The sequence below is a fragment of the Streptosporangium minutum genome (assembly GCF_002149035.1).
GTDB classification, from domain to species: domain Bacteria; phylum Actinomycetota; class Actinomycetes; order Streptosporangiales; family Streptosporangiaceae; genus Streptosporangium; species Streptosporangium minutum.
This window is the reverse complement of the sequence record NZ_NGFP01000128.1, coordinates 1-26,551: the sequence shown is the minus strand read 5'-3', so window position 1 is coordinate 26,551 and position 26,551 is coordinate 1. Positions and strand designations below refer to the sequence as shown.

Below are 26,551 nucleotides of genomic sequence, written 5' to 3'. Positions count from 1 at the left end.
GTCCCAGCGCACGCCGTGCCAGTCCTCGTTGAGGCGGCGGACGCCGCAGCCCAGGACCGCATCATCGAGCTCATCGGAGACCTGACTTGAGGCCCCTGGAAGACATTCGGATCATCAGTCTCGAACAGTACGGCGCGGGTCCCTTCGGCTCGCTGCACCTGGCCGACCTCGGCGCCGAGGTCATCAAGATCGAGGAACCGCGTTCGGGCGGCGACGTCGGCCGCTACGTGCCGCCCTACGCCGACGGCGGGGACTCGCTCTTCTTCGAGGCCTTCAACCGCAACAAGCGGTCGCTGTCGCTGGACCTCGCCACCCCCGGCGGCCGTGAGGTGTTCGAGGACCTGGTGTGCGGCGCCGACGCCGTCTACTCCAACCTCCGCGGTGACGTGCCGCAGAGGATGGGCATCACCTACGGGGCGCTCAAGCACCTCAACCCGCGTATCGTGTGCTGCTCGCTCACCGGCTTCGGCATGACCGGGCCGCGAGCGGCCGAACCCGGCTACGACTACATCCTGCAGGGCCTGGCCGGATGGATGGACGTCACCGGCGAGCCCGAGGGGCCGCCGACCAAGTCGGGCCTGTCGATGGTCGACTACTCCGGCGGGTTCGTCGCGGCGCTGGCCCTCATGGCGGGGCTGCACGCCGCCCGGCGCGACGGCGTGGGGACGGACTGCGACGTGTCGCTGTACGACACGGCCGTCTCGCTGCTCACCTACCCCGGGGTCTGGCACCTCAACGCGGGCTACGCCCCGGCGCGCACCCGGCACTCGGCGCACCCCTCGCTGGTCCCCTTCCAGGTGTTCGAGACCGCCGACGGCTGGATCGTGGTCGGCTGCGCCAAGGAGAAGTTCTGGCGGCGGCTCGCCGAGGCCGTCGGCCGTCCCGAGTGGGCGGGGCCGGACTCCCCCTACGGCACGTTCGCCCGGCGCGCCGAACGCGCCGGGGAGCTGCTGCCCCTGCTGGAGGAGATCTTCCGATCCCGTACGGCCGCGCGCTGGCTGGCCCTCCTCGCCCCCGCCGGAGTGCCCTGCGGGCCGGTCAACACGGTCGAGCAGGCGCTCGCCGAGCCGCACACGGCCGCGCGCGACCTCGTCGTGGAGACCGAACACCCCCGTTACGGCACGCTCCGCAACCTGGCGTCCCCGGTGCGGGTCGGCGGGGAACGCCCTTCCTACCGCCGGGCTCCGCGCCGTGACGAGGACGCCGGCTACGTGCTGCGCGAGGTGCTCTCCTACGACACCCCCCGGATCACCGCCCTGCGGCGGGACGGCGCCTTCGGGCCGCAGGAGCCGGCGCGATGACCGTCGCGGCCGAGCTGGCCCGCTGGGCGCTGGACCTGCGGGGGATCCCCGGCGACGTGGCGTCGGCGGTGCGGCGGCACCTGCTCGACGGGCTGGGCGCCGCGGTGGCCGCGGCCCGGTCCGGAGCCGCGCGGCCGGCCGTCGACGTCGCGTCGGCACTCGGCGGGCCGCCCGAGGCCACGATCATCGGCGCCGGGAGGGTGGGTGCGCCGGCCGCCGCGCTGGCGAACGGAACGCTCGTCCACGCGCTCGACTTCGACGACACCCACGCCGGGGGCCTGGTGCACGCGACCGCGCCCGTGCTGCCCGCCGTACTGGCCGTGGGAGAGGAGGTCGGCGCGAGCGGCGCGGAGGTCGCGGTCGCGCTGGCCGCCGGGCTGGAGACGATCTGCAGGCTCGGCGCCGCCGTACCGCACGGCTTCCACGCGCGCGGCCTGCACGCCACCTCCGTCTGCGGGGTGTTCGCCGCGGCGCTGGCGGCCGCGCGGCTCTACCGGCTCCCGCCCGAGCAGACGGTGAACGCCCTGGGCATCGCGGGCAGCCAGGCGGGCGGGCTGCTGGAGTCCGTCGACACGGGCGCGTCCACCAAGCAGCTGCACCCCGGTCTCGCCGCCCAGGGCGGAGTGCTGGCGGCGCGGCTGGCCGCCGCGGGAGCGACCGGGCCGGCGAGCGTGTTCGAGGGGCGCTACGGGCTGTACGGCGTGCTGGCCGGCCGGCGGGTCGGCGGCGCGGCCGTCCTGGCCGGGCTGGGGGAACGGTGGGAGCTGACCCGGATCACGATCAAGCCCTACCCGGTGTGCCAGCTCAGCCACGCCGCCCTGGACGCGGCCGGCAGGCTGCGCCCGAGGCTCGGCGGGCGCGACGTCGACGAGATCGTCGTCGAGATCCATCCGGACGCGGCGCAGTTCGTGTGCGGGCCGGGCAGGGAACGGCCCGCCTCGGCGTACGCGGCCAAATTCTCCCTGCCCTGGTGCCTGGCGGCGCTGCTCGTCGACGGCGCGCTGACGGTGGCGACCTTCGACGACCTGGATCGGCCCGAGGTGGTCGCGCTGGCCGCCCGGGTCCGCCACGAACTGGTCGATTTCGGCGGAGTCGCCGCCTGCCAGCCGGGCCGGGTGAGCGCTCTGCTGGCCGACGGCTCCCGGGTGGAGGCGGCGGTCGAGCGCAGCGGCGGCGGGCCGGACGATCCGGCCCTGGACGAGCTGGTGCGCGCCAAGGCCGCCGCCAACCTGGGGGACGAGGCGATCGCCGCGACGGTCGACGAGCTGGAGCGCCTGCCCGACCTGACATCCCTGATGGCCGCGCTGAGAGGACCCCATGACCGTTCACCTGCCCGCCGTACCCGGATATGAGGGTGCGGCGGCCCTGCTGGAAACGACGGGGCTCGCCGTGAGCGACCTCGTCCACGTCGTCGAGTACGTCACCGCCGGGGCGCTGGACGACTACGCGAGCGTGAGCGCGGCCCGGGAGGGGTTCCTCGGCGGGCACGCCGTGCCGGTGGCGACCGTCGCGGTCGCGGGGCTCCTCGGGCCCGGCCCCTACGCGGTGGAGCTGACCGCCTTCCCCGGCGGCGGCGACCTGGTCGTCGCGCACCCCGACGCCGGTTTCCACCGGGGAAGCCTGCGCGTCGCCGGCGAGGTGGTGTACCTGCCGGGGATCCAGCCCTGCGACGCCGAGGGCCTGGTCCACGCGGGCGACTTCCGGGCCCAGTACCGCTACTGCCTGGATCGGGCCGCGGAGCTGCTCGGGGCCGCCGGGCTGGGACCCGGCGCGCTGGTGCGGACCGTCGACTACACCGCGACCGCGACCCGGGCCGAATACCCCCGCTGCGGCCGCCCCCGCAGGGAACTGCTCGGCGGCACCGGCGCCGACGGCCTGCCCGTCTTCCCCGGCGCGGCGGGAATCCTGGTGGACCGGCCCGTGCTGGCAGGCGCGATGGCCGCCCTGGACGCGCTCGGCTCGACCGCCCCGCCGCGTACGGTCAACCCGGGGTGGAGCCGGTACGAGACGCTGACCTACAGGCCCGGTGTCGCAGCCGGGGACACGCTGTTCATGTCGGGCTTCGGGGCGCTGGACCCGGCCACCCAGGAAGCGGTCTTCGACGGTGACCTGGCCGCCCAGGCCGAGTTCGTCTACGCGGGGATCGCGGCGGTGCTCGGCGAGGCCGGGCTCCGCGGCGAGGACGTCGCGCGGCTGGTCGAGTACGTGACCCCCGCGGGGGCCGCCGCCCACCCGGACCTGGCCGCCCTCCGGACGCGGTACTTCGGCCGGGCGCCGGTCAGCGCGGTGGTCTGCTCGGCACTGCTGCGCCCGGAGTTCCTGATCGAGGTCGTCCCGGTGGCGGTGCGCGCATGAACCTGCCGGCCGAGGAGATCCGGGCACTGGTCGGCAGGGAGGTCGCCTACACGGCGCCCGAGCCGCTGGGGCGGGCGGCGCTGCGCTACTTCGCGCTGGCGGTCGGCGACGACAACCCGCTCTACACCGACGCCGGCCACGCCAGGGCGCACGGCTACCGGGACGTCGTCGCCCCGCCCACGCTGATCTGCGAGACCAACCAGTACGCCGGGCTGCCCATGGACGCCGACGGCTACGCGGGGCACTCCTGGCACATCGACGTGCCGGGCGCCCGGCTGGTGCGCGGAGGCAACGACTACACCTTCCACCAGCCGGTCCACCCCGACGATGTGATCACCGCGACCTGGCGGATCGAGAGCGCCGAGGAGAAGGCGGGGAAGCTGTTCGTGACGTCCCGGGCCACCTACACCAACCAGCGGGGCGAGCTGCTGGCGGTCAACGAGGAGACGCTGATCTACGTGGAGATCCCGTGAAGGCCGGAGACGAGGTCCCGGCGCTGGAGCGCACGATCGGGGCGGCCGATATGATCGCCTACGCGGGGGCCACCTGGGACTGGCACCGGCTGCATCACGACGACGCCTATCTCCGGGCCAGGGGGCTCGACCGCCCCGTGGTGGACGGGCAGCTGTTCGGCGCGCTCCTCGCCGAGCAGGTGCAGGACTGGCTCGGGCCGGACGCCCGCCTGCGGCGGCTGCGGTTCCGCCTCCTGTCCATGGTGTTCGCCGGGGAGAGCGTCCGGGTGACCGGCGTCGTCACCGGCGTCGTCACCGGCGTTGAGGGGTCGCTGGTCACGGTCGAGCAGAAGGTGCTCGTCGCGGGCCGGGTGGCGGCCGGCGGAACGGCCCAGGCGGTGCTGCCGTGAGCGGCGTGGCGATCGTCGGAGCCGCCGAGTCCGATCTCGGGATCACCGGCGAGTCCGTCCTGACCCTGCAGGCGCAGGCCGTCACCAGGGCGCTGGCCGACGCCGGACTCGTCCTGTCCGACGTGGACGGGCTCGCCACCTGCGGCGTGTCCCGCTTCTCCGCCACCCAGGTCGCCGACTACCTGGGGCTCCGGCCCGTCTGGACCGAGTCCACGTTCGCGGGGGGCTGCGCCTTCGAGATGTACGTCGCGCGCGCCGCCCAGGCCATCGAGGCCGGGCAGTGCCGTACCGTGGTGATCTCCTACGGGTCTAACCAGCGCTCGGCCAGGTCGCGGTCGCTGGCCGGGGTCGTCGAGGAGCACACGCCCGAGGCGCGGTTCGAGGCGCCCTACGGCCCGCTCTACCCCTTCTCGTACTACGCGATGGCCGCGCGGCGGTACATGCACGCCTTCGGCGTGAGGCGCGAGGCGCTGGCCGAGGTGGCGGTCGCCGCGCGGGACTGGGCGCTGCTCAACCCCAGGGCCTACCGGTACGGAACCGCGCCGCTGACCGTCCGGGACGTGCTGTCGGCCCCCATGGTCTCCTCCCCTCTCACCACGGCCGACGCCTGCCTGGTCACCGACGGGGGCGGCGCCGTCGTGCTGACCTCGCTGGAGCGCGCCCGCGACCTGCGGCGCGCGCCGGTGCGCGTGCTCGGGTATGGCGAGTGCGTCACCAACACCTCCATGACCGCCGTCGACGACCTCACCGTCACCGGCGCCGTCCACTCCGGAGCGGCGGCCTTCGCCCGCGCGGGACTCGTCCCCGGCGACGTGGACGTCGCCCAGATCTACGACTCCTTCACGATCACGGTGCTGCTCACCCTGGAGGGGCTCGGCTTCTGCGGCGCGGGCGAGGCGGGCGACTTCGTCGCCGGCGGCCGGACCGGACCAGGTGGCGCGTTCCCCGTCAACACCAGCGGCGGCGGGCTCTCCTACAACCACCCGGGGCAGTACGGCCTGCTGCTCCTGGTCGAGGCGGTCAGGCAGCTGCGCGGGGAGTGCGGCGACCGGCAGGTCCCCGGCGCCGAGGTCGCGCTGGCGCACGGCACCGGCGGCATCCTGTCCGCGCACGCCACCGTCCTGCTGGGGGTGGACCGGTGAGCGAGGATTTCTGGGAGGCGACCAGGCGACGGCGGCTGGTCGTCCAGCGCTGCCTCGCCTGCGGCCACCGCCAGCACTACCCGCGCCGGCTCTGCACGGCCTGCGGCGGCACCGAGCTGGAGTACGCCCCCGTATCGGGTCTCGGCGTGGTGGACTCCTTCACCGTCGTCCACCGCGCTCCCGCGCCCGGCTTCGAGCCGCCCTACACCGTCGCCAGGGTCCGGCTCGCCGAGGGGCCCATCCTGCTCACCCACCTGGTCGGCGACACCGACTGGGCCTGCGACCTGCCCGTGCGCGTGGCCTGGCGGCCCCTGCCCGACGGCCGGCACCTGCCGGTGTTCCGGCTGGCGCGGACCGACCAGGAGGACTCTGCACACGAGGACTGACCACGGGCTCAGGGCCGGTGAAGGGCGCCTCTCGGGCGACCGGTCGCGCGGCCCGGCTCATCCGAGGCGGGCCAGCCCGGCGCACGAGGGCGCCGTGGCCAGGGCGGCGATGCGGCGGTCGAGGGCGGCCACCGCCCGCGCCGGCAGGGCCCGGGCGGCGTTGAGCCGGAACTTCAACGCCAGCTCGCCGGGCGACAGCGGGTTGTCCGGCCCGCCTTTGGAGGAGTCCACCCGGTGGGTGAGCGTGGCTCCGCCCCTGACGCGCACCCGCAGGACGGCGCCGAAGCTCATGGGGAACAGCTCGGAGGCGCGGTCGTCGGCGACGCACCTGACCCGCGCGGCCAGGGCCAGCCGTCGCGGGTGGAGCTCGGCGAAGTCGTCGAGGTAGACCCCGAGGCCGCCGCCGCTCAGGAGGGCCGTCGCGACCGTGTAGGGGCCGGAGAACTTCGCGTGGTACGGCGAGCGCGGGCTGATCTTCTCCTCGTGCGGTTCGGCGATGGTGCGCAGCGCGGGGGCGGGCGCCCCCAGCTCGATCTCCTCGATGTCGTCGGGGTCGAGTCCCCGCGCGCGCAGGGCCAGCGCGCAGTCGATGGCCGGGTGGGTGAAGTGGTTAGCCGGATAGGGCTTGTAGGCCGTCCGGGTGACCTCCCAGCGCTCGCCGAGCCCGGCCAGCAGGGCGTCCGCGTCGTGGCGGCCGTCGAGGTAGGCGGCGAAGAACCCGAAACGGCCCTCCAGCACGGTGGGCGGGCCGGTCAGCCCCTCGCGGGCGAGCGTCGCCGCCGTCACGCCCGCGTGCGCCGCCCACCCGCAGTGGACCCGCTTCACCGTCCCGCCGGTCCGGTTGGCCTCCAGCAGCCCGGCGCCCATGCTGGCGGCGACGCCGATCGCCGAGGCGATCCCTTCCTCGTCGAGCCCGTAGAGCAGCCCGGCGGCCACGGCGGCGCCGATCGTGCCGCAGATGGAGGTGGCGTGCAGACCCTTCTCGAAGAACAGGGAGTTGCGCAGCTCCGGCAGGTAGGAGGCCATGCCGAGCCGTACACAGACCTCGTCGCCCGCCGCCACGGCGGCGAGCAGGGCCGCGCCGCCCGCGCCCGCGTCCTCGGCGGCGGCCAGCGCGGCGGGCACGACCGAGGCGCTGGGATGCAGGACGGACGGCAGGTGGGTGTCGTCGAAGTCGAGGGCGTGGGCGAGCGTCCCGTTCACCAGCGCGGCCGAGGGGGCGGGCAGGCCGTACGGCAGGCCGATCGCCGCCGCGTCCGCCGCGCCGCCCCAGGCGGCGACCACGCGGCGCACCGCCGCCACCGGGCCGCCCGGCCCTTCTCCCGTCTCCTCCGCGTGCTTGGCCACATGGCCCACCGCCGCCACCGGGCCGCCCGGCCCTCCTGCGGCCTCCTCCGCGTGCTTGGCCACATGGCGCACCGCCGCCACATGGCGCACCGCCGCCACAGGGCCGCCCGGTCCTCCTGCGGCCTCCTCCGCGTGCGCGGCCAGGCAGTTGCCCAGCACGTCACGCACCCGGCCGACGGCGTCGCGGGCCACCTCGCCGGGCAGGCCGCCGTCCCGGCAGTCGGCGGCGAACCGGGCCAGACGGTCCGCGAACGTCGTCACCGGGCCACCGCCAGCGGCCTGACGGGGGAACCGGTCGCGCCGACCACGGGCAGGGGGTTGACGACGAGCAGGAACTCGCGGACGCCGGAGTCGAGCAGCTCGTCCAGGCGCATGGTCTCGACGATGTTGATCCCTTCCTCCACGAGGAGCAGCCGGTGCACGGGGAGCGCGGCGTGGCCGCGTCCCGGGGCGACGTGCTCGAAGGCGATGGTCTCCGCGCCCACCAGCCGAGGGTTCCGGGCGGCCAACCACCGCCCGGCCGCCGCGCCGGGACCGGGGGCGCCGTGGGACTGGCCGGTGAAGACCTCGGGCTCCGGCCAGCGACGCGACCAGCCGGTGCCGACCAGGACGGCCTCCCCCGGCCCGATGTCCAGCCCGGCGGCGGCCCGGTCCAGGTCCTCCGGCGTGACCTCGTATCCGGCGGGCAGCGTCGCGACGCCGTGCACGGCCGCCACGTCGAGCAGGACGCCCCGGCCCACGTAGGGGACGAAGGCGTCGATGCCCAGCTCGGAGAAGCCCCGATGGCTCTGCAGGGCCTCCGCCTGCCTGCCGCCGTGCAGCAGCCCGGCGTGGGAGACGTGCGCGAGCGCGTCGACATGTGTGCCGACGTGCCCGCCGGTGACGATGATCTCGTTGGCCGCCGAGCCGCCGTCGGCTCGGACCATGTCGCCGTGCCGGCGCTCCAGCAGCATCCGGAACGGCGGGTGGTTGGGCGACTGGGGCATGCCGGTGCTCATCGGCTGGGCCAGGTCGTACACGCGGGCGCCGGCCACGGCCTCCCAGGGTTCGCGCATCAGACGGCACCTTTCGCGCACGGCTCGTCGAGGTCTCCGGCCGGCGGCCGGGCCGTTCCCGGGAGCCTCGCCGCCGCCGGTTCCGCGTGTCGAACGGGGCGGCCGGGCGGGGTGGCGGCGTCCGGGACGGCCTGGGCACCGGTCACGCGGCCTCCGGAGGGTGTTCCAATTATAGGAAAGCTGTTCCAAACTGTACTGCGTGAGCCCGGACGATGTCTCGGGTCGGACGGAGCGGGTTTCCGGGGAATCGTGGTGGGATCTCCCCGACACCGGGACCGCCACCGACCCGTCCGTGCCCGCGGGCCTGCGCGCAGGCGGGAAAGGGCGCCGACAAGGAGGAACGCCACATGCCGACCGACATCTCCGAACCGTCTCGCCACGGCGTCGACACCTCCGAGCAGCCGCGCCGCGGCATCGGCACTCCCGAGCCGTCTCGCCGCCGCGGCTCCGAAGGCGCCAGCCAGACCGCCGCGACCGTCGAGCGCGCCGCCGACGTGCTCGTGCTGTTCGCCGATCCCGGGGCGCTCACCCTGGGCGTCACCGAGATCGCCGAGAGACTCGGCCTGTCCAAGGCGACCGTCCACCGCATTTTGGCCTCGCTGCGGCTGCGCGGCCTGGTCGAGCTGGACGAGGAGACCCGGCGCTACTCCCTCGGCCTGACCACGATGCGGCTCGGCCTGGCCTACCTCGACCGGCTGGACCTCCGCCGCCTCGCCGCCCCCGAGCTGACGCGCCTGTCCCGGACCCTGTCCGAGACCGCCACGCTGTCCGTCCGCACCGGCTCCTCGCGGGTCTACGTCGACCAGGTGACGCCGGACCGCGAGGTGATCATGTCGGTCACCCTCGGCGTCCCCTATCCGCTGCACGCGGGTGCCTCCTCCAAGGCGTTCCTGGCCTTCCTGGCCGACGAGGAGATCGACGCCTACTTCAGGACGGTCCCGCTGACTCCGCTGACCGAGCGCACGCCGGTCCGGGAGGACGTCCTGCGCGAGGATCTCGCGGCGATCCGCCGTCGCGGCTACGCGCAGTCGAGCGCCGAGCGCCAGCCGGGCTCGGCCTCGGTCGCCGCCCCCGTCCTCGACCACCACGGCCGGCCCGCAGGCGTCATCAGCGTGTGCGGCCCACTGGAGCGTTTCAGGGGTGAGGCGCGGGAGTGCGCCGAAGCCCTGCTCGAAGCGACCGATCGTCTCTCGACCCTGATGGGTCACACCCCACCCCTGATGGGCCACACCCCACAAGGAAGCTCTCGGCCCTGATGGGTCACACCCCACCCCTGATGGCACACCCCACAACGAAGCTCTCGGCCCTGATGGGTCACACCTCACGAGGAAGGGGGTGACGGCCGGCCCCCACCGGCCGCACCATGACGCGATACGACCTGCTTGTAAAGAACGGCACCCTGGTCCTCCCCTACCACGGGGAGATCCGCGCCGACCTCGCCGTCTCCGGCGGCAGGATCGCCGCGATGGGCGAGGATCTCGACGGGGCGGAGGAGGTGATCGACGCCACCGGCAAGATCGTGCTGCCCGGCGCGGTGGACGCCCACTTCCACCTCGGGATCTATCGCGACATGGCGCTCGACGCCTTCGAGGAGACCCGCTCCTCGCTCGTGGGCGGGGCCACCACCGTGCTGTCGTACTTCCGCACCGGCCGGCACTACCTCGACCGGACCGGTCCCTACCGGACGATCTTCCCCGAGGTGCTGGCGGCGGTCGGCGGCCGAGCCTGGACCGACTACGGCTTCCACCTGGCCCCGATGACGGTCGAGCAGATCGAGGAGATCCCGTGGCTCGTCGCCGAGCACGGGATCACCTCCTACAAGTACTACATGTTCTACAAGGGCTTCGACCTGGCCGCCAACAGCCGCGACGCCCAGGCCTTCACCATGGGCGACGAGTACGACCTCGGCCACCTGTTCCTCATCATGGAGAAGCTCGCCGAGGTCCAGCGCTCCCGTCCGGACCGGCGGCTGTCGCTGTCGCTCCACTGCGAGCAGTCCGAGCTGATGCGCGTGTTCATCGACCGGGTCCGCAGGAGCGCAGCCGTACAGAACCTGCGCGCCTACAGCGAGGGCCGCCCGCCGCTCACCGAGCAGGTCGCCATCGCCGAGGCCGCCGCGATCGCCGCGCACACCGGCGCGGACGTCAACTTCCTGCACCTGTCCAGCGCCGAGGCCCTCGAAGCGGCGAGCCGCGTGCCGGGCAGGAGAGAGACCACGCTGCACCACCTCTGCCTGGACCACGACGACCTCGACGCCCGAGGCGGGCTGGGCGGGAAGGTCAACCCGCCGATCCGCACCCGCGACCACAACGAGGCGCTGTGGGAGGGCGTGCGCGACGGCCGGATCGACTGGGTGGCCTCCGACCACGCCTGCTGCATGGAGGAGCACAAGGGCGACGACCTGTGGCCGGCCCACCCCGGCTTCGGCGGTACGGCGCTGCTCTACCCCGTGCTGTTCTCCGAGGGGCACCTGCGCCGGGGGCTGCCCCTGTCGAGGATCGCCGAGGTCGCCTCGGCCAACCCGGCCAGGGCCTACAACCTGTGGGGGCGCAAGGGCAGCCTGGCCGTCGGCTTCGACGCCGACCTCACCGTGGTCGACCCGTCGGCCACCAGGACCGTGACCACCGATCTGCTGCTCTCCGGCCAGGACCACTGCCCCTTCGAGGGGGTGGAGGTGACCGGCTGGCCGACGACCACGGTGGTCGGCGGCCGGATCGCCTTCCGCGACGGCGAGACGGTCGGCCGGCCGTCGGGCTCCTACCTCCACCGCGCCTGACCACGTCCCCGGCGTTTGGCATTTGCCTAGTCCGCGTCCCTCCACTGTTGCCATAGGGGAACCGTCGTTTCCAAAATCCGGGTAACAGTGTCCCGCGTGAAAGCTGGTGAAGCATCATGCGCTCCTGGTCGATCAGGGTCTGCGCGATCCTCCTGATCCCGTTCCTGTTCCTCACGGCCGCCCCCGCCGGGGCCTCCGTCGACCTGTCCGCGCCGGGGTCGTACGCCGTCGGCTACGCCGATGTCAGCGTCTCCGCCTCCGGCCGCTCGTTCAGCGCCCGGGTCTACTACCCGGCGACCTCGGCGGGAAGCGGCACGGCCGTCGCCTCCGGGCGGTTCCCGGCGGTGGCCTTCGGCCACGGGTTCTTTCAGAGCATCAGCAAGTACGCCTCCCTCGGCGGCCACTGGGCCTCCTGGGGCACCATCACGATCATGCCGACCTCGCATGGCGGCCTGTTCCCCAACCACAGCGCCTTCGCCGACGACCTGAACGCCGCGCTGACCTGGATGGTGGCGCAGAACACCACCGCCGGGTCGCGGTTCAACGCCCACGTGCGCACCGACCGGCTGGGACTGTCGGGTCACTCGATGGGCGGCGGCGCCGGCGTGCTGGCCGCCGCGCGCAACTCAGCGGTGCGGACGGTGACGAACCTGGCCGCCGCCGAGACCAACCCCTCGGCCAAGACCGCCGCGTCGACCACGACCGTCCCCATGCAGCTGGTCGCCGGTACGAACGACAGCGTCGCGGGCCCGTCGGGCAACCAGATCCCCATCTACAACGCCAAGCTCGCCCCCAAGCAACTGCGCACGATCATCGGCGGCTTCCACTGCGGCTTCACCGACTCCGGCGGCATCGGTTGCGACAGCGGCTCGATCAGCCGTGCCGCCCAGCAGGCGATCACCCGCCGGGTGACCACCGCCTGGCTGCTGTACTACCTCCACGACGACACCGCCCAGCACGACGCGGTCTGGGGCGCCTCCGCCCAGACCGACCCGGCCGTTCAGTTCCTCGGCGTCCAGTAACCGCACTCCGGCGCATCCGCCCCGGCCAGGGGCGGGTGCAGGACCGGCGGCCACACGCCGGGCACGAACAGGCCCAGCACGAACGCCCGCCCGGCCAGCGCCGACCGGCTTTCGGCGCCGAGCTTGGCGCGCAGCCGTACCAGGTGGTAGTCCACCGCCTGACGGGTCAGGTACAGCCGCCGGGCGATCTGCGCGTTGGACGCGCCCCCGGCGACCAGCCGTAACACCTCGCCCTGGAGCGGGCTCAGCACGGGCGCGGCGGAGGAGATCTCGTCCAGCACGGCCACCGCCCGCCACGGCAGGCCGTCCGCGCGGTGCTCGACGGAGGCGCTGACCCGGACGCGGATCACGGCGCCGTCCCCGCGGACGAGCCGCATCCGGGCCCGGTAGACGTCCAGCCGTCCGAGGGCCAGCATCCGCCAGTAGGGCCGCTGCGCGTCGATCTCGCCGGGCGCGAGCAACTCCTCCGCCAGGACGCCGTCCAGCTCCTCAGCCGTGCGGGCCACCGCGGAGCGGAAGGCGGGGTTGCTCTCCCTGACCCGTCCGAGCCCGTCCACCGCCGCGATCGGGATCCGGGCGCGTTCGAAGTACACCTGATACCGGCCCTTCATTACCGCACGATAGATGATCGCTTCCGAGCGGTCCATCCATGTCACGCGGGCTCACGGCTCATGGCTCATGGCTCATGGGCTCACGGGCCTACGGGCCTACGGGCCTACGGGCCTACGGGCACGGATCGGCCGGGGCGGACAGGGCGGCGGCTGGTGGCGCCCGCCGCCCCGCCTGGTCCGGCACCGTCAGACGGCGCAGTACCCCTCGTCGTCGCAGGCGTCCCCATCAACGCCGGCGGCCTTCACAGCTTTCACCGCCAGGGTCTGGCCGGTCCGTTCGGCGACCTCCTCCAGGGCGGCGAGCAGGGTGTCCTCGGGCTGCGCGCCGGAGACGGCGAACTGCCCCTCGAACAGGAACAGCGGCACGGAGTTGACACCGAGGGCACGGGCCTGGGCCAGCTCCTCCCTGACCGCCGCCGCGCCGTCCTCGCCTCCGAGGTCCGCCCGGACCCCCAGCTCGGCGGCCAGCTTGGCGAGGACCTCGCGGGAGCCGACGTCGAGACCGTCGGTGAAGTGGGCGCGGAAGAGGGCGTAGAGGACCTCCTCGCCCTTGCCCTGCTCGCCGGCGAGCCGGATGAGGCGGTGTGCGTCGAAGGTGTTGGCCTGGATCGAGTGATCGAAGTCCAGCGCCAGCCCGTCCTCCGCGGCGACACCGGCCACGTGCCCGAACATCTGCGCGGCCCGCTCGGCCCCGCCGAACTTCGCCGCTGCCCAGGTGAGAGTCAGCTCACCGTTGGACTCGGCATCCGGCGCGAGCTGGAACGGCCGCAACTCCACCTCCACCTCGCCCCCCTTGGCCCGGTATCGCTCGACGGCGCGGGCGAAACGGGTGTGGCCGATGTAGCACCAGGGACAGACGACGTCTGAGTAGATTTCAACCTTCACACCACCTTGCAACCGGCCTGGGAGCCCCCTGATTCCGTATGGAGAAGACGCCGGATCAGGCTAGGGTCCGGACGGCTGGGCGGGCAGCGTGCCCACGCTGCCGAAGACGGCCGAGGAGGTCACCGCCCGCCAGGATCGGGTCCGCGCCGAGGCGGACCGATCGCTGCGCGGTGTCCGCGGATGACGCCCGCCGAGGCAGTCAAGATCCGGCACGAAAGGCAGCGCAGCCCGACAGAACAGCACGCGAAGCCCCTGGCGGGGGATTGCTTTCGATCAGCAACCCATCCGCCAGGGGCCTTACTTCTTCCGGCCGGATACGTCGGCCTGCGATCGGCACCGTCAGGTTGGAACGAGCTCCCTGATCCCTGGTTGCCGGAAGCCCCCATCGGAGTGGATCCAGATCAGCAGAACTCGCTTTGGACACGAGCTCGAAAATCCTTTTCAGGAGTCTTCTTTCCCCCGTAACCTAGAACAAGATCGGTTCCGGCGATATCCTGCGGGACCTCTCGAAGATCCACTCGAGCGCCTATGTTCTGCCCGTCGGCGAAAGTCAGCCCGACACTCAGCAGCTCAGGGAGCGGAGACGAGGTCGAGACTTCGGGCCGCTCGAACTCACTTGACTCTCCAACCGTGATCCTGCCGCCTTGCCTGATGCTCTTGCTGGGCCTGGTCGCCTGCCATAAGGCGTTGGCTGTTTCGTAGTCGGTCACCTGGGCCGACGCAACACGCTCACCAGGACACAGCGGCGCGAAATACTGCAACCTCCCGTCGCGCGCGAGGCCGATGCCGATGGGCCGCGACTCCGGAGCCCCCATCGCCATCACCCCGCAAGCGGAAAGACTGACGACCATGACCCCGAGGGCCGCGATACGACACCCTCTTCTGCCGGCAAGCAACACGGAACCTCCGCTCTCAGAGAGCATCATCCAGCACATCCGCTCAGCAGTCGTACTTTCTACTTCCCTGCGGGGCACTCGCCTCTTGCTCGTATTGGTTGTCGCAGGCATTGAGCGGCTGGTCGATATAATATACGATAAACGCAAACCATAGACCAGTTTTGCTGAAGTACTTATTCCACTGCTTCTTGTGCTCGTGTTCGTGGATAAGGACATCGCGCGATATCTGTTGCGGCTCCTTACCGGTGAGGAAGACGTCGCCTATCGTGATGCCACCGCGAGGATAGTAGTTGGACTCCAGCCCTGAGCAGACCACCAGCCCCGTAGGGGTATCGAAGTTACATTTTCCATGATGAGACTCTGCCCACAGCACCATCGCTTTTTTAAGCTGATACGTAGTCATTTTCTCCGGCAGGGAGACAAGAAACTCGAATAGCGGTCTAGGCACACCGAAGAATTCAGTGACCGCTGCCTGGAGAGTAGCTCCGCCACAGAATGGGCTACCGGTCAGAAGGAGGCAGGTTTTTATCTTGTACTGCTTCCATGTCTTAGCGATCAAGTCCCTACATTCTTTAGTTTGCAGCTTCGTGTGACATCTACGGAGTTCGGGGTCGCTGATCGGATCGGCAGCACCTCCCCCTGCCGCCAAGTGGGCCAAAAATTTATCTAGGCTCTTCTTCTCCTTGCTGTTTTTTGAAGAAGTGATTTTAGTGATGGCTGACCATAGTTTGGCGAGAGCGTCTTCATCGCCACCAAGCGCATCGTAAGCCTTCATCAACATGTCTCGTTCGGCCGCACTGCGATTCCAGAAATCCTTCATGCGCTTCGGAATATTCCGTCCGTTAAGAAGGACGTTGATTCTCCGGGCCTCGTCATCCGAGAACTGCGGCGCCCACGCCCATTCCCCGTAGTTCTTCTCATACCATGCGTTTTCTATGGAGTCGCTTCCGGTGAACACGCACCCGCACGGCTGTGAGGACCACGCGTAGTACGGCTGTCCCGGGATGACCTCCGGCGGAGTCCAGTCCCAGCCCGCATCTCTGTTACGCGGTTCCCAGTTCCAGTCCGCATCCGGGTTCCAGCTCACACCCGCACCGGACGACCCGGAGGTCTGGATGGTGCAGGAGGTGGTGCACAATGCGCTGTGCCCAGTCGGGTCAGCATTGCTGAGCGGGCCGGCGTTGGCGTAGGTGTAGCGGTTGGCCTGCACCGAGGGGCTGGGGTTGAGGGTGGCGGTGTCGCGGGAGGTGAAGGTGCCGGTGCCGGGCTGGTACCAGCGGGAGTGCATGTTGACCTTGCCGGTGTCCGGGTCGGTGTACTCGCCCTGGTAGCCGAGCGCGCGCTGGGTGCCGGAGCGGTGGGTGACCTCGCCGAAGGGATCGTAGGCGGTCGAGTCGACCAGGGCGGTGCCGGAGAAGGTGCCGACCACGTCGCCGTGGAGGTCGGTCATCGCGCCGAGGGCGGGGCCGCCGCCTTCTTGGAGGCTGAGCAGGCCGCCGGACAGGTCGCGACCGTACTTGGCCTGGACGGCGCCGACGGCGTCGGTGACGGCGGTGATGTCGTTGGTCAGGCCGGAGTAGACGAAGCGCTGCTGGTCGGCGCCCTTGGTGCGCGACGTCATCCGGCCGAGTGCGTCGTAGCCGTAGCTGGCGTCTCCGTCGGACACCATCCGGTCGAAGGCGTCGAAGGTGAGGTTGCGGGTGACGCCGTCCTTGACCTCGGTGGCCAGGGTGCCGCGGGGGGTGTAGGTGTAGTCGACGCCGTCGCCGGAGGTCAGCCGGTTGCGTTCGTCGTAGACGAAGGTCTTGCTGCCGGCCTTGGTGCGGTTGCCGGAGTCGTCCCACTCATAGGGGGTGATGGTGCCGCCGGGCGCGGTCCAGGAGGTCAGGCGTCCTGAGCGGTCGTAGCCGTAGGTGTTGGCGCCCGCGCCTGCCGTACCGGTGGTGGTCTTGGAGGTGAGGTTGTCGTCCTTGTCCCAGCCGTAGACGATCTTCGACAGCTCGGTGCCGCCGCTGTTCTTCAGCGTGTGGGAGGCGAGCCGGTCGACGGCGTCGTAGGTGTAGCCCTGGCTGCCCGCCGGGTTGGCCGAGGTCTGGCTGATGAGCCGGCTGGCGTCGTCGTAGCCGTAGGTCCAGGTGCGTCCGGTGACCGGGTCGGTCGCGGTCTTGAGGTTGCCGGCGTTGTCGTAGGTGTAGGTGGCGGTGCCGGCGGTGTCGACGCGCTGGGTGGGGTTGCCGAGGGCGTCGTAGGCGTAGGCGGCGATCTGGTTGGTGGCCTTGGACACCTTGGTCAGCAGGCTGCGGTCGTTGTAGTCCAGGGTGTAGTCGCCGATCGCGGTCACCCGGCCCGCGTCGTCGTAGCTGACGTTGCGCTCGGGGGTGGCGACCGAGGCGCCGGTGCCGGTCTGCTTGGTCATCTGGCCCATGGGGTCGAAGGTGCGGTCGATGCGCACCCCGCCCGGTTGGAGCGTGGCGACGGCGTTGCCGGCCGCGTCGTAGACGGTGGTCCAGGTGCGGTCGGCCGCCGCGGGGTGAGCCGTGGTCGACGGCTCGATGACCGATTCGGCCAGGCCGAGGGTGTTGTAGCCGGTCCAGGTGGCGTTGCCGCGGCCGTCGGTGAGGCGGGTACGGGCGCCGGTGGCGTCGTAGCCGAACGTCGTGGTGATCGACTTGTCGGCGGCGACCGGTTCGATGAGCGAGGTCATCCGGCCCAGAGCGTCGAAGGTCTGCCGGGTGACGTGCCCCTCGGCGGAGGTGGTGCTGGTCGGGTTGCCGGCCAGGTCGTAGCCGAAGCCGAGACTACGGACGACGGCGCCGGTGGCATCGAGGTCCTTGGCGCCGATCTTGCGTCCGGCCAGGTCGTATTCGGCCTGGGTGGCGTTCTTCAGCGGGTCGGTCACCTTGGCCTCGCGGCCCAGGAAGTCGTAGTCGATGGTGGATTTTTTGTTGTTCGGGTCGGTCACGCTGGTGATCTGTCCGGCGACGTTGACCGTGTAGCTGGTGGTCTTGGTGCCTGGCGCGACGCTCGTGATGAGGTTGCCGGCGCTGTCGTAGGTCATCGTGGTGGTGTGGGCGGCGGTGGTGGGCTTGCGCTCGATCTGCGTGGCGGTGATCTTCCGGCCGAGGTCGTCGTAGGTGGCCTCGGCTCGCGCGCCGGTGGGGTCGATCATCGCGAGCTGCTCACCCAGCAGGTCGTATTCGGCCACCCACTGCCCGCCTGGCCCTGAGGGGCCGGGGTCGGTCACCCGGACCGGACGCCCCAAAGCGTCGTATTCGGTCGAGGTGACGAAGTTGCGCTGGTCGGTGACCTTGATCTGACGGCCCGCCGGGTCGTAGCCGAAGCTGACCTTGGGGGTGAGGGCGCTTCCGCCCGGCGGGGTGTAGGCGGAGGAGGTGGCCGAGGTCAGGCGGCCGGCCTTGTCGAAGGCCGAGGTGACGGTCCGTCCTTCGGCGTCCACCGTGTGGGTGGCCAGCCCGGCGGTGTCGTAGCCGTACTTCACCGCGGGCCGCCCGTCGGTGGCGGACCCGTTCTTGTCGATCTTCACCTGCGGGGCCTTGGTCTCCACGAGCCGGCCCGCCGCGTCGTAGCGCATCGTGGTGGTGAAGTCGGCTGCGGTCGCGCCGGAGGCGTTGCCGCGGGGGTCGGTGGTCGCGGTCAGCAGGCCGCGGTCGTCGTAGGTGCTGGTGGAGATCAGGTCGTCGGCGCCGTTCTCCACCGTCTGCCGGGTCACCTGGCCGAGGGTGTTGTAGGCATACAGGGTGGATTCGATGCGGGTGCTGCCCGCGCCGGTGAAGTCCTTCTTGGTGACGTTCCCGGCCGCGTCGTAGGCGTAGGCGGTCTTGCGCTTGAGTGTGGCCGGGTCGAACGTGGTGGAGGTCAGGCGGCCGGCGGCGTCGTAGACGTAGTCGGTAGTGGCCTTCCCCCCGCCGATGACCTGCTTGGTGAGATTGCCGGCCGCGTCGTAGGTGTTGGCCTCCATCACCACGTCGGCCGGAGTGGTCGAGCCGTTCAGTCGCACGTCGTCGGCGGTCGTCTGCGACAGGCGGTTGTCGGTGAAGTAGGCGTAGGAGGTCTTTCGGCCCATCGCGTCGACCTGGGCGGCCAACCGGCCCGCCGGGTCGTAGGAGCGCGACTCCAGCACCACGTCCTTGGCCGCCTGCGGGCTGACCGGGCTGCCCGTCCAGTTCTTCAGCGTCGTGGTGAACGGCTCGCCACGCTTGGTGTAGGCGTAGGTGAGCACCGTACCCATCGGGTCGGTCGTCGAGGCCCGGGCGCCGGTGACGTCCCAGCTCGTGCGGGCTACGCCGCCCTCGGGATCGGTCACCGTCTCCACCCGGCCGAAGGTGTCATAGGTGGAGGTGGTGGTGCGCGCCGGGTCGCCGCCGGTCAGGTCGGCGAGGGTCTCGGTGAGCCTGTTGCCGTCCGCGTCGTAGGTGTAGGTGATCTTGGCGGTGTGGGTGACGTCGGTGACCTCGTTCTTCACCCCGGCACCGGTCTGTGTGAGCATTCGGCCGAGTCCGTCGTAGGTGAACGTGGATGTCACCCCGTCGGGGTTGGCCGTGGAGACCTCGGTGCGGGAGGCGGGCCGGCCCAGTGCGTCGTAGGTGAACGTGACCTTCAGTCCGGATGGGCTGGTCTGTTCGGCCGGGTCACCGGCCGCGCTGTAGCGGTAGGTGGTCTCGTCGCCCTTGGCGTTCTTCTGCGATTTGACCAGGCCCGCGGGAGTGTTCCCGCCGCCGACGGCGGGTTCGGTGCCGTCGGTGTAGGTGAAGGTCACCGACCGGCCGCTGGGGAAGTCCGGGGTAACCGGGCTGGTCACCTTCGCCACGTCACCATGCGCGGTGTACTCCCGCGTTGTCGCGTAGGTGTTGTCGGTGGCGCTGGCCGAGCGTGCGTCCCGGGAGACGGTCACTCGGTCGTTGCGCGGGTCGAACTCGTCGGCGGTGTTGCGGTAGTACGACTGGCGGGTGGTCTGGCAGCTTCCCGCCGTCCGGCAGGTCTTGACCGAAGTGGTGTTGCCGCGGGCGTCGTTGACCTGCTCGACGACGTTGTTGTTCGGGTCGGTGACCTTGGCCAGGAAGCCGCCGGTGTCGTAGTCGTAGCTGGTGATCTTGCCGAGCTGGTCGGTCTGGTTGACCAGGCGGTCACCACGCCAGGCGTCGTGGACGTACTTCAGCGTGTTGTTGTTCGGATCGGTCACGTTGACCGTCGTCAGGCCGCCGGTGGCGGCGTGGACCGGATCACCCAGCTTCCAGGTGCCGCCGTGCTGGTCGGTGTGGGTGGTGACTCGGTCGTTGGCCGGGTTGTAGGTGGTGGACATCCACACCCGCCCGGACGGCAACGTGATCTTGCTCAGTTTGAAGGGCGCCTCGACCCGGGCGTCGTAGTGCGCGCGGACCTGAGCAGCGGACAGGGCGCGGTCGTAGACGGCGAATTCGTCGAGGAGCCCCTTGAACCCGAACTCGACCGGGTCGGGCCTGCCCGCGGGGGAGCCGGGCAGGTTCGAGTCGGCCTTACCGCTGCCGATGACGGTGTCGGACTCCCACATGTACGTCTCCACACCCAGGTTGACCGTGCCCGCGGCGGTGCCGTCGACGTACAGGGTGGTGACGTTGCCGGTGGCGGTGATCACCGCGTGATGCCACTGCCCGTCGTTGACCGCCTGGGCGGAGGTGACGGGAGTGTAGCTCGTCCCTTCACCTGACCCCTGCAGCTGACCGCGTAGCTTGCCGTCGACGCCGACGTACAGGCCAGGCACGTCGCCGGAGGAGAAGATGAGGCCCGAGGCGGTGGTCTTCAACCACGTCTCGATCGACACACTCTTTCCGAGTTCGGGAAACAGGCCCCAGTGGGGGATCCCGGAGGAGGTGCCGCTGCCTTGGAAGTTGGCCGCGGCGTTGGAGGTGCCGCTCAGCGCGCCGGGCTTGCCGGTCTGGAGTCCGGAGGGCAGGTAGGTGTGGCCGGTCAGGCCGGTCTCGTCGGGGAAGTAGGTGTAAGTGCCGCCCTCGCCGCTTTCGGAGCGGACCTCCCCCATCCGCCAGTAGCCTTTGGGGCGGTCATCCAGCACGCTCGCCCGGTAGCGGGAGCCGCTCGCGTAGTCGTAGGTGGTGCAGTTGGGGGCCGCCGTCGGGGAGCAGGCCTGGCTGAGGCGTTGTCCGTCGTAAACGTAGGTCCAGGTGAGGGGCTGTCCGTCGACCGGGTCGGTGGCCACGGCCGTGACATGCGCCCCCGTCCAGGTGAAGGTCAGGGAGCGGCCGCCGGCCGCGGTGACCGTCGTCAGCTTGCCGTCGGTCCCGTAGGTCAGGTTCTGGGCGCGGCCGTGATTGTCGGTCAGCTTGCTCAGCCGGCCCTGGGCGTCGAAGGTGTAGGAGATCGATGATTTGTCCATCAGCCGCCAGCCGCCGCCCGTGACCGCCGCCAGCGTGACGTGCACGCCGGGCGGCGACTGGAAGAGCGTGCTGCCGCGTTTTTCGACGAAGCGGAGCTTACGGCCGTCGGGGTAGGTCAGCAGCAGGGTTTGCAGGGTGCCGCCCTCGGGCTGGATCTTCATGTCGTAGCGGGTCGACCAGCCGGGCCCGAACATCCCGTCGATGCGCCCGTCCAGGCTGTTGTAGGAGCGCGTCACCGCCAGCGGCGGGCCCGCCGTGGCGACCGACGCGTCGGTGACGGTGGTGGTGTAGTTGCCCGCCAACTGGTGGAACTCCTGACCGTTGACGCCGCGCTCGGCGAGGTGGGAACTCACCACGGGCTGGCGGATCGCGGTGGTGAAGGTCAGGTTCTCACGGGTGCCGGTCTCCTGGGTGGTGGTGTCGCGGATCGTCACCTCCCAGACGTAGGTCTTGCCCCACTGCAGTACACCTGCGGGCACGATCCACTCCGACTCGATCCAGTGACGCCATGCGGACAGAGTGCAGGGGCCGGCGGTCCCGGTGGCTTTCCATTCGCAGACCTGGTACTGGTACTCGTAGTAAGGTCCACCGTTTCCGCCGTTGTAGCCGTAGGCGTTCAGCTCCGGGGTGAGGGTGTCCACCTGGGTCTGATCAGCGGGGTAGTAGTCGGAAATCCACATGCCCATCAAAGACAGGCGGTTACGTGCTTCCGGCAGGAGCACACTCGACTCCGGCTTGCCCGGCGACGACTGCGTGAACTTCTCCTTGACCGGCTGGAAGTCCCTGACGTCGAGCGGCAACCCACCTTTGGAGCGCCTCAGTTTATCCGCTGAGGGCCCAGGGTTTTCCTTCTTGTCTTGGGCGGCGGCATCACCGGGCTGAGTGGCCTCCGTGTCCACCAGCGACGGCAAACCCTCTGCCGAGCCGGTCAATTGCTTCGGCGAATCAGGACTGCCTTGAATCGAGGTAACTGCCTGCACCGCAGCAGTCACCGGGATCGCCTGGAACAACAACAGGCCAGGCGTCAGCGCCGTAGTAAGTGCCACCGTCATCCAGGCCTTCCGGCCTGCCGGACGCGACCATGACAGATTCCGGCGCATACGCCGTCACCCTCCGAACAAGTCAGCGCGAGAACGGGTGCCTCGCGTTACCCCAGCGCGCCAAAAACCCAGCGAGGACGCCGGTTCGACGGTTCGGAGTGCAGCAGATAAGCAAACGATCAGAAATTACACATAGATCATCCGATCCCGCAAGATATACATAAGGAACAAATAAATACACATACGCCAGGTTTGAGAAAATGACTTGCCGAATCAGTGCGCGACGGGCGACTTCAGGTGACCGAATAACAGGGACAGGAAATCGACGCAGAGAAGCGCACGGTGACCGGTCATACGACTCTCCGTAATTGGATGTCTGACAGTGCGGCTCTCAGGCCCAGGTCACGCACGGTAGAGCGAGGTGGCGTCGGCGGTGAATCGGGCCGGCAGCAAGGAGGGCCCGAAAGCCTCTCGTTCCCTGCGGGCCGATCGGCCCGAGGCCGCCGAAGGCGTCGTTCTGCCAGCAGCGGGGCTGCGAGAAGTTCATGGCCGGATCAGGACAGCGAGAATTCCGCAGCCGGATGGGGACGGTGTCGGCACCGCTGGGAGCAGGGCGGCCGGGCGGCGAGGGGGACGACCACACGTGTTCACCGGGTGCGGCGATCCGTGCCCTGCGGCCATGAGACCGGCTGGAACGATCACCACAGATCCGGCACAGGACCCGGCACAGGGCCATGGTCCGCGCCGGAGCGGCGACAGACGATACAGGTCCCGGGACCGGCGTCAGGGGGCGGCGGCGATCTCCTTCAGGCGGGCGGCGAGGCTGTCGGGGGCGCCGTCGGCCAGGGCGGCGACGGCGCGCCACCAGGCGAACCACTCGCCGCTGCGCCACATCCAGTCGACGCGCTCGATCGCGGCGATGACGTCGCCCCTGACCCGCCACGGCTCACCGGCCTGCCCGGTGGAGGCGCCGTGGCGCAGGGCCCAGCCGCGCAGGATCCCGGCGGCCTCGGCGTCCACCGGCTGCGCGTAGGGGTCGGGGTGCTCGTCCAGCCGGTGCGGGCCGAGACCGGCCGCCACGCCCCAGCTCCACTGGGCCTCGGCCGGGCGGGAGTAGCGCAGCGAGTCGAAGTCCAGGTTGGAGCCGAGATCGCCGTCCGGGCGGCGGATCACCACCGCGTCGAGCCGGCCCCCCGCGTCGAAGGAGACCACGATCCGCCGGCCGGGAACGGCGTCCTCGGGGAGTTCGACCCGGTCCTCCGCCTGCCAGGAGTTCAGGTCGGTCACCCCGACCGGCCGGCCCCAGGCCTCGTCCGCGACGTCGTCGGCGATCCAGGCAGCGAGCATCTCCAGCACGGTCAGGTCGGTCCACGGGTCGACGGCGGTCGCGCTGCGGAGCACCTCGTCCGGGGCGGGAAGCTTGCCGCCGCGCTCCCGCCGCCACCACTCCTCGCCCAGGTCCCGGGTGCCGACCAGCAGTCCGGCCAGTGCCGCGAGCTCGGTGGACCTGCGGGTCAGCGGGGCGCCTCGGGCGAGTTCGGCGCAGCGTGCGACGCGGTCGGCGCCGAACGCGGCCCCCGCCTCGCGGAGCAGGACACCCGCGTCGGGTCGCTCCTCCCCCAGCAGGTCACGGATCAGTCGTCTGGCCTCGGTTCGGGCGTCCTCCGCACGTTCCTCGCGCATACGGGCCACGTTACGCCGGACGATCGTCACGCGCGAGGGTCGCGGGGCGGGATGGCCGTGCCGTCGTCGTCCGGCGTCCGCGCCCGGTAGGCCGCCCGTCCCACCATGTAGGCGGCCACCGTCGCCGTGATCACCTGGAAGAGGCCGACCAGCAGCAACGTCCCGGCCATCGTCCAGGTGGGGGCGCGCAACCACATGGCCAGCAGGATCAGGTGCAGGCCGAGGACCTGCGGCTTGGTCGCCGGGTGCATGCGCGACAGGGTGTCGGGGAACCGGTACATCCCCACCCCCGCCGCGAACGCGAGCGCGGCGCCCAGCAGCAGGCACGCCGCGGCGGCCACCTCCAGCGCGGTCAACGCGCCCTGCCCGAGAAGAACCTCGCCAGCGAGACCGATCCGACGAACCCGACCATGGCCAGCACCAGCAGTACCGGCAGCGCGGAGTATTCGTCGAGCACCGCGGCCCCCGCCCCGATCCCGCACATGATCACGGCGGTGAGCACGTCCAGCGCGACCGCCCGGTCCAGCATGGAGGGGCCGCGCACCAGCCGGTGGAGCGTCAGCGCCGCCGCGCAGCCGAGCAGCGCCAGCGCCACCAGATACACCGTTGTCACCGCAGTTCCTCCTGGTCGGCGCGGGTGCCGAAGGCCGCCACGATGCGGCTCTCCAGCCGGGTCACGTCATCCTGGACGATCTCCTGGACGTCGCCCGTGATGCCGAGCACGTGCAGCACCAGCTCCCGCTCCCCGCCGTGCACCTCAAGGACCAGGCTGCCCGGCAGCGCCGACAGCGCCACCGTGACCAGTACGGCCATGACCTCCGACGACGAGCGCAGCCGTACCTCGACGACGTGGACCGGCGGCAGCGAGCCCAGGCGCAGCGCCCAGAACGCGACGCGGAAGCTGGAGACCACCAGGTCCCACGCGAAGCGGACCAGGAAGACGAGCGCCGCGAACGGATGGACGCGGAGGCCGGTCTCCACCACCGGCAGGGGCAGCAGCCAGACCACGACCAGCCCGCCCAGCAGGCCGCCGAGCACGTTTCCCACGCTGAGGTCGCCCCAGAGCAGCAACCAGACCACCGTGAGCCAGGCCACCTGCGACAGCGGGACGGGCCTGCCCAGCAGCCGGGGGACGCGGCTCGGGCCGCTCCGCCCGCTCACCGCCCGCCCCCGAGCACCGCGGAGATGTACGGCTCGCGGGCCATCAGCTCGCCGGCGGTCCGTTCCGTGAGGGCGGACAGCGGGCCGGCCAGCACGGTGAACGACAGGGCCAGCGCCACCAGGGCCATCGCTGAGCCGAGCATCGGGAGCGGGATGGTCGAGCTGGTGACGATCGCGCGGCCGGTGATCCCCTCGGTGCCGGTCGCCCTGATGACGGGGGTCTCCTCCCCCTCCAGCACGGTCCCCACCTTCTTGATCATGCCCGGGGGCGGTGTCCGCCAGAACGCCGTGTTCCACGTGGTGGCCATGGCGTACAGGGTGAGCAGGCTCGTCACCAGGCTCCCCGCCACCAGGGTGATCGCCATGGGGCTGCCGTCGGCCACCCCCGCCTGGATCAGCGCCAGCTTGCCGAGGAAGCCGGACATCGGCGGGATGCCCGCCAGGTTCATCGCGGGGACGAAGAAGAGCACCGCGATCAGGGGCGCCAGCCGCATCAGGCCTCCCAGCCGGTCCAGCGAGGTCGTGCCGGTACGGCGCTCGATCAGCCCGGTCACCAGGAAGAGGCTGGTCTGCACGGTGATGTGGTGGACGACGTAGAACACCGCGCCCGCCATGCCCAGGACGGAGGAGAGCGCGACCCCGAACACCATGTAGCCGATATGGCTGACCAGGGTGAAGGAGAGCATCCGCTTGATGTCGGTCTGGGCCACCGCGCCGAGCACCCCGACCAGCATGGTCAGCAGGGCCACCCACATCAGCAGGCCGCTCACCGGGCCGCCGGGGAACAGCAGCGCCTCCAGCCGGATGATCGAGTAGATGCCGACCTTGGTGAGCAGCCCGGCGAAGAGCGCTGTCGCCGGAGCGGGCGCGGTCGGATAGGAGTCGGGCAGCCACGCCGACATCGGGAAGATCGCGGCCTTGACCACGAAGACCAGCAGCAGCAACAGCTCCACCAGCAGCTTGACGTGCTCGGGCAGCACGGAGAACCGCTCGGCGAGCTGGGCGGTCGACACGGTGCCGGTCGCGCCGTAGGCCACCGCGATCCCGACCAGGAACAGCATCGACGACGCCAGCCCTATCACCACGTAGGTGGCGCCCGCCCGGATGCGGGACTCGGTCCCGCCGAAGGTGAGCAGCACGTAGGACCCGCTGAGCAGCATCTCGAACGCGACGAAGAGGTTGAACAGGTCGCCGGCGAGGAAGGCGTCCGACACCCCGGCGACCATGATGAGGTAGGCCGGGTGGAAGATCGACAGAGGGGCGGTGCGCTCCTGGTCGGCGTAGGCCTGCGAGATGGAGTAGACCATCACGCACAGCGTCACCGCCGAGGAGACCACCAGCATCAGCGTGGAGAGCCGGTCGGCGACCAGGGCGATCCCGATCGGCGCGTCCCACCCTCCGGCGTAGGTCACCAGCGGCCCGCCGGTGTCGGCCACCACCAGCAGGACGGATGAGACCACCAGCACGATCGTGAGGGTGACCACGCTGATGAGCGACTGGAGCCTGCGCAGCCGCCCGCCGATGGCCAGCTTGAGCCCGGCGGCCAGCAGCGGCAGCACCACCGGCACCGGGATCAGCGCCTCCACCGGCCCTCCCCGCCCGCACCCGGTACGGCACGCGCCCCCGGCACGGCAGGGAAC

General features: G+C 71.0%; 21 protein-coding genes. 10 read left to right on the top strand and 11 right to left on the bottom strand.

What is annotated here, in order from left to right; genetic code table 11:
• Positions 1-86 precede the first annotated feature (86 nt).
• The 7 genes from CA984_RS25560 to CA984_RS25530 are packed head-to-tail and all read left to right on the top strand — an operon-like array spanning position 87 to position 6,046.
• Positions 87-1,301, top strand: coding sequence for a CaiB/BaiF CoA transferase family protein (locus CA984_RS25560; protein ID WP_086576093.1), 1,215 nt, complete (start codon positions 87-89; stop codon positions 1,299-1,301).
• Positions 1,298-2,653 (top strand): MmgE/PrpD family protein, encoded by a 1,356-nt coding sequence (locus CA984_RS25555; protein ID WP_086576092.1) that lies wholly within the window; start codon positions 1,298-1,300, stop codon positions 2,651-2,653. The genes CA984_RS25560 and CA984_RS25555 overlap by 4 nt, the downstream gene beginning before the upstream one ends.
• The gene (locus CA984_RS25550) at positions 2,619-3,656 is read left to right on the top strand and encodes a RidA family protein (RefSeq protein ID WP_086576091.1); all 1,038 of its coding nucleotides are present in this window, start codon (positions 2,619-2,621) and stop codon (positions 3,654-3,656) included. Before CA984_RS25555 ends, CA984_RS25550 begins: the two co-directional genes overlap by 35 nt.
• The gene (locus CA984_RS25545; RefSeq protein WP_086576090.1) at positions 3,653-4,129 is read left to right on the top strand and encodes a MaoC family dehydratase; all 477 of its coding nucleotides are present in this window, start codon (positions 3,653-3,655) and stop codon (positions 4,127-4,129) included. The genes CA984_RS25550 and CA984_RS25545 overlap by 4 nt, the downstream gene beginning before the upstream one ends.
• Positions 4,126-4,518 (top strand): MaoC/PaaZ C-terminal domain-containing protein, encoded by a 393-nt coding sequence (locus CA984_RS25540; protein WP_086576089.1) that lies wholly within the window; start codon positions 4,126-4,128, stop codon positions 4,516-4,518. Before CA984_RS25545 ends, CA984_RS25540 begins: the two co-directional genes overlap by 4 nt.
• 5 nt (positions 4,519-4,523) lie before the next feature.
• Complete coding sequence (locus tag CA984_RS25535) at positions 4,524-5,660, top strand: acetyl-CoA acetyltransferase (RefSeq protein ID WP_242676158.1); 1,137 nt, start codon at positions 4,524-4,526, stop codon at positions 5,658-5,660.
• Positions 5,657-6,046: a Zn-ribbon domain-containing OB-fold protein gene (locus tag CA984_RS25530; RefSeq protein WP_086576087.1), complete on the top strand. Its 390-nt coding sequence runs from the start codon at positions 5,657-5,659 to the stop codon at positions 6,044-6,046. The genes CA984_RS25535 and CA984_RS25530 overlap by 4 nt, the downstream gene beginning before the upstream one ends.
• 57 nt (positions 6,047-6,103) lie before the next feature.
• Here CA984_RS25530 and CA984_RS25525 read toward each other — a convergent pair whose 3' ends face one another.
• On the bottom strand, positions 6,104-7,654 hold the full coding sequence (locus tag CA984_RS25525; protein ID WP_242676157.1) for an MmgE/PrpD family protein: 1,551 nt from the start codon (positions 7,652-7,654) through the stop codon (positions 6,104-6,106).
• Positions 7,651-8,448 carry a cyclase family protein gene (locus CA984_RS25520; RefSeq protein WP_086576086.1) on the bottom strand — a complete coding sequence of 266 codons (798 nt, stop codon included), beginning with the start codon at positions 8,446-8,448 and terminating at the stop codon, positions 7,651-7,653. Before CA984_RS25520 ends, CA984_RS25525 begins: the two co-directional genes overlap by 4 nt.
• Before the next feature lie 347 nt (positions 8,449-8,795).
• Here CA984_RS25520 and CA984_RS25515 point away from each other — a divergent pair, with 347 nt between their 5' ends.
• From CA984_RS25515 to CA984_RS25505, 3 genes are all read left to right on the top strand, one after another.
• Positions 8,796-9,704 carry an IclR family transcriptional regulator gene (locus CA984_RS25515; RefSeq protein WP_086576085.1) on the top strand — a complete coding sequence of 303 codons (909 nt, stop codon included), beginning with the start codon at positions 8,796-8,798 and terminating at the stop codon, positions 9,702-9,704.
• Between the two features lie 107 nt (positions 9,705-9,811).
• Positions 9,812-11,224, top strand: coding sequence for a dihydroorotase (locus CA984_RS25510; protein ID WP_086576084.1), 1,413 nt, complete (start codon positions 9,812-9,814; stop codon positions 11,222-11,224).
• A gap of 116 nt (positions 11,225-11,340) precedes the next feature.
• The gene (locus tag CA984_RS25505) at positions 11,341-12,246 is read left to right on the top strand and encodes an alpha/beta hydrolase family protein (RefSeq protein WP_086576083.1); all 906 of its coding nucleotides are present in this window, start codon (positions 11,341-11,343) and stop codon (positions 12,244-12,246) included.
• Here CA984_RS25505 and CA984_RS47305 read toward each other — a convergent pair.
• From CA984_RS47305 to CA984_RS25460, 9 genes are all read right to left on the bottom strand, one after another.
• Positions 12,225-12,857, bottom strand: a complete 633-nt coding sequence (locus CA984_RS47305) for a helix-turn-helix transcriptional regulator (protein ID WP_207621028.1) — start codon at positions 12,855-12,857, stop codon at positions 12,225-12,227. The genes CA984_RS25505 and CA984_RS47305 overlap by 22 nt on opposite strands.
• Before the next feature lie 186 nt (positions 12,858-13,043).
• On the bottom strand, positions 13,044-13,742 hold the full coding sequence (locus tag CA984_RS25495) for a DsbA family oxidoreductase (protein WP_086576081.1): 699 nt from the start codon (positions 13,740-13,742) through the stop codon (positions 13,044-13,046).
• A gap of 401 nt (positions 13,743-14,143) precedes the next feature.
• A complete protein-coding gene (locus tag CA984_RS25490; protein ID WP_133061773.1) occupies positions 14,144-14,641 on the bottom strand; it encodes a hypothetical protein in 498 nt (165 codons plus the stop codon).
• Positions 14,642-14,681: 40 nt separating this feature from the next.
• Positions 14,682-21,827 carry a LamG-like jellyroll fold domain-containing protein gene (locus tag CA984_RS25485; RefSeq protein ID WP_108724619.1) on the bottom strand — a complete coding sequence of 2,382 codons (7,146 nt, stop codon included), beginning with the start codon at positions 21,825-21,827 and terminating at the stop codon, positions 14,682-14,684.
• A gap of 1,023 nt (positions 21,828-22,850) precedes the next feature.
• Entirely contained in the window at positions 22,851-23,750 is a 900-nt protein-coding gene (locus CA984_RS25480; RefSeq protein ID WP_086576078.1) for a hypothetical protein, read from the bottom strand.
• A gap of 26 nt (positions 23,751-23,776) precedes the next feature.
• Complete coding sequence (gene mnhG / locus CA984_RS25475; protein ID WP_086576077.1) at positions 23,777-24,106, bottom strand: monovalent cation/H(+) antiporter subunit G; 330 nt, start codon at positions 24,104-24,106, stop codon at positions 23,777-23,779.
• Positions 24,103-24,363 carry a monovalent cation/H+ antiporter complex subunit F gene (locus tag CA984_RS25470; protein WP_086576076.1) on the bottom strand — a complete coding sequence of 87 codons (261 nt, stop codon included), beginning with the start codon at positions 24,361-24,363 and terminating at the stop codon, positions 24,103-24,105. The genes mnhG and CA984_RS25470 overlap by 4 nt, the downstream gene beginning before the upstream one ends.
• Positions 24,360-24,911 carry a Na+/H+ antiporter subunit E gene (locus CA984_RS25465; protein ID WP_086576075.1) on the bottom strand — a complete coding sequence of 184 codons (552 nt, stop codon included), beginning with the start codon at positions 24,909-24,911 and terminating at the stop codon, positions 24,360-24,362. The genes CA984_RS25470 and CA984_RS25465 overlap by 4 nt, the downstream gene beginning before the upstream one ends.
• Positions 24,908-26,497, bottom strand: a complete 1,590-nt coding sequence (locus tag CA984_RS25460; RefSeq protein WP_086576074.1) for a Na+/H+ antiporter subunit D — start codon at positions 26,495-26,497, stop codon at positions 24,908-24,910. The genes CA984_RS25465 and CA984_RS25460 overlap by 4 nt, the downstream gene beginning before the upstream one ends.
• Positions 26,498-26,551 lie beyond the last annotated feature (54 nt).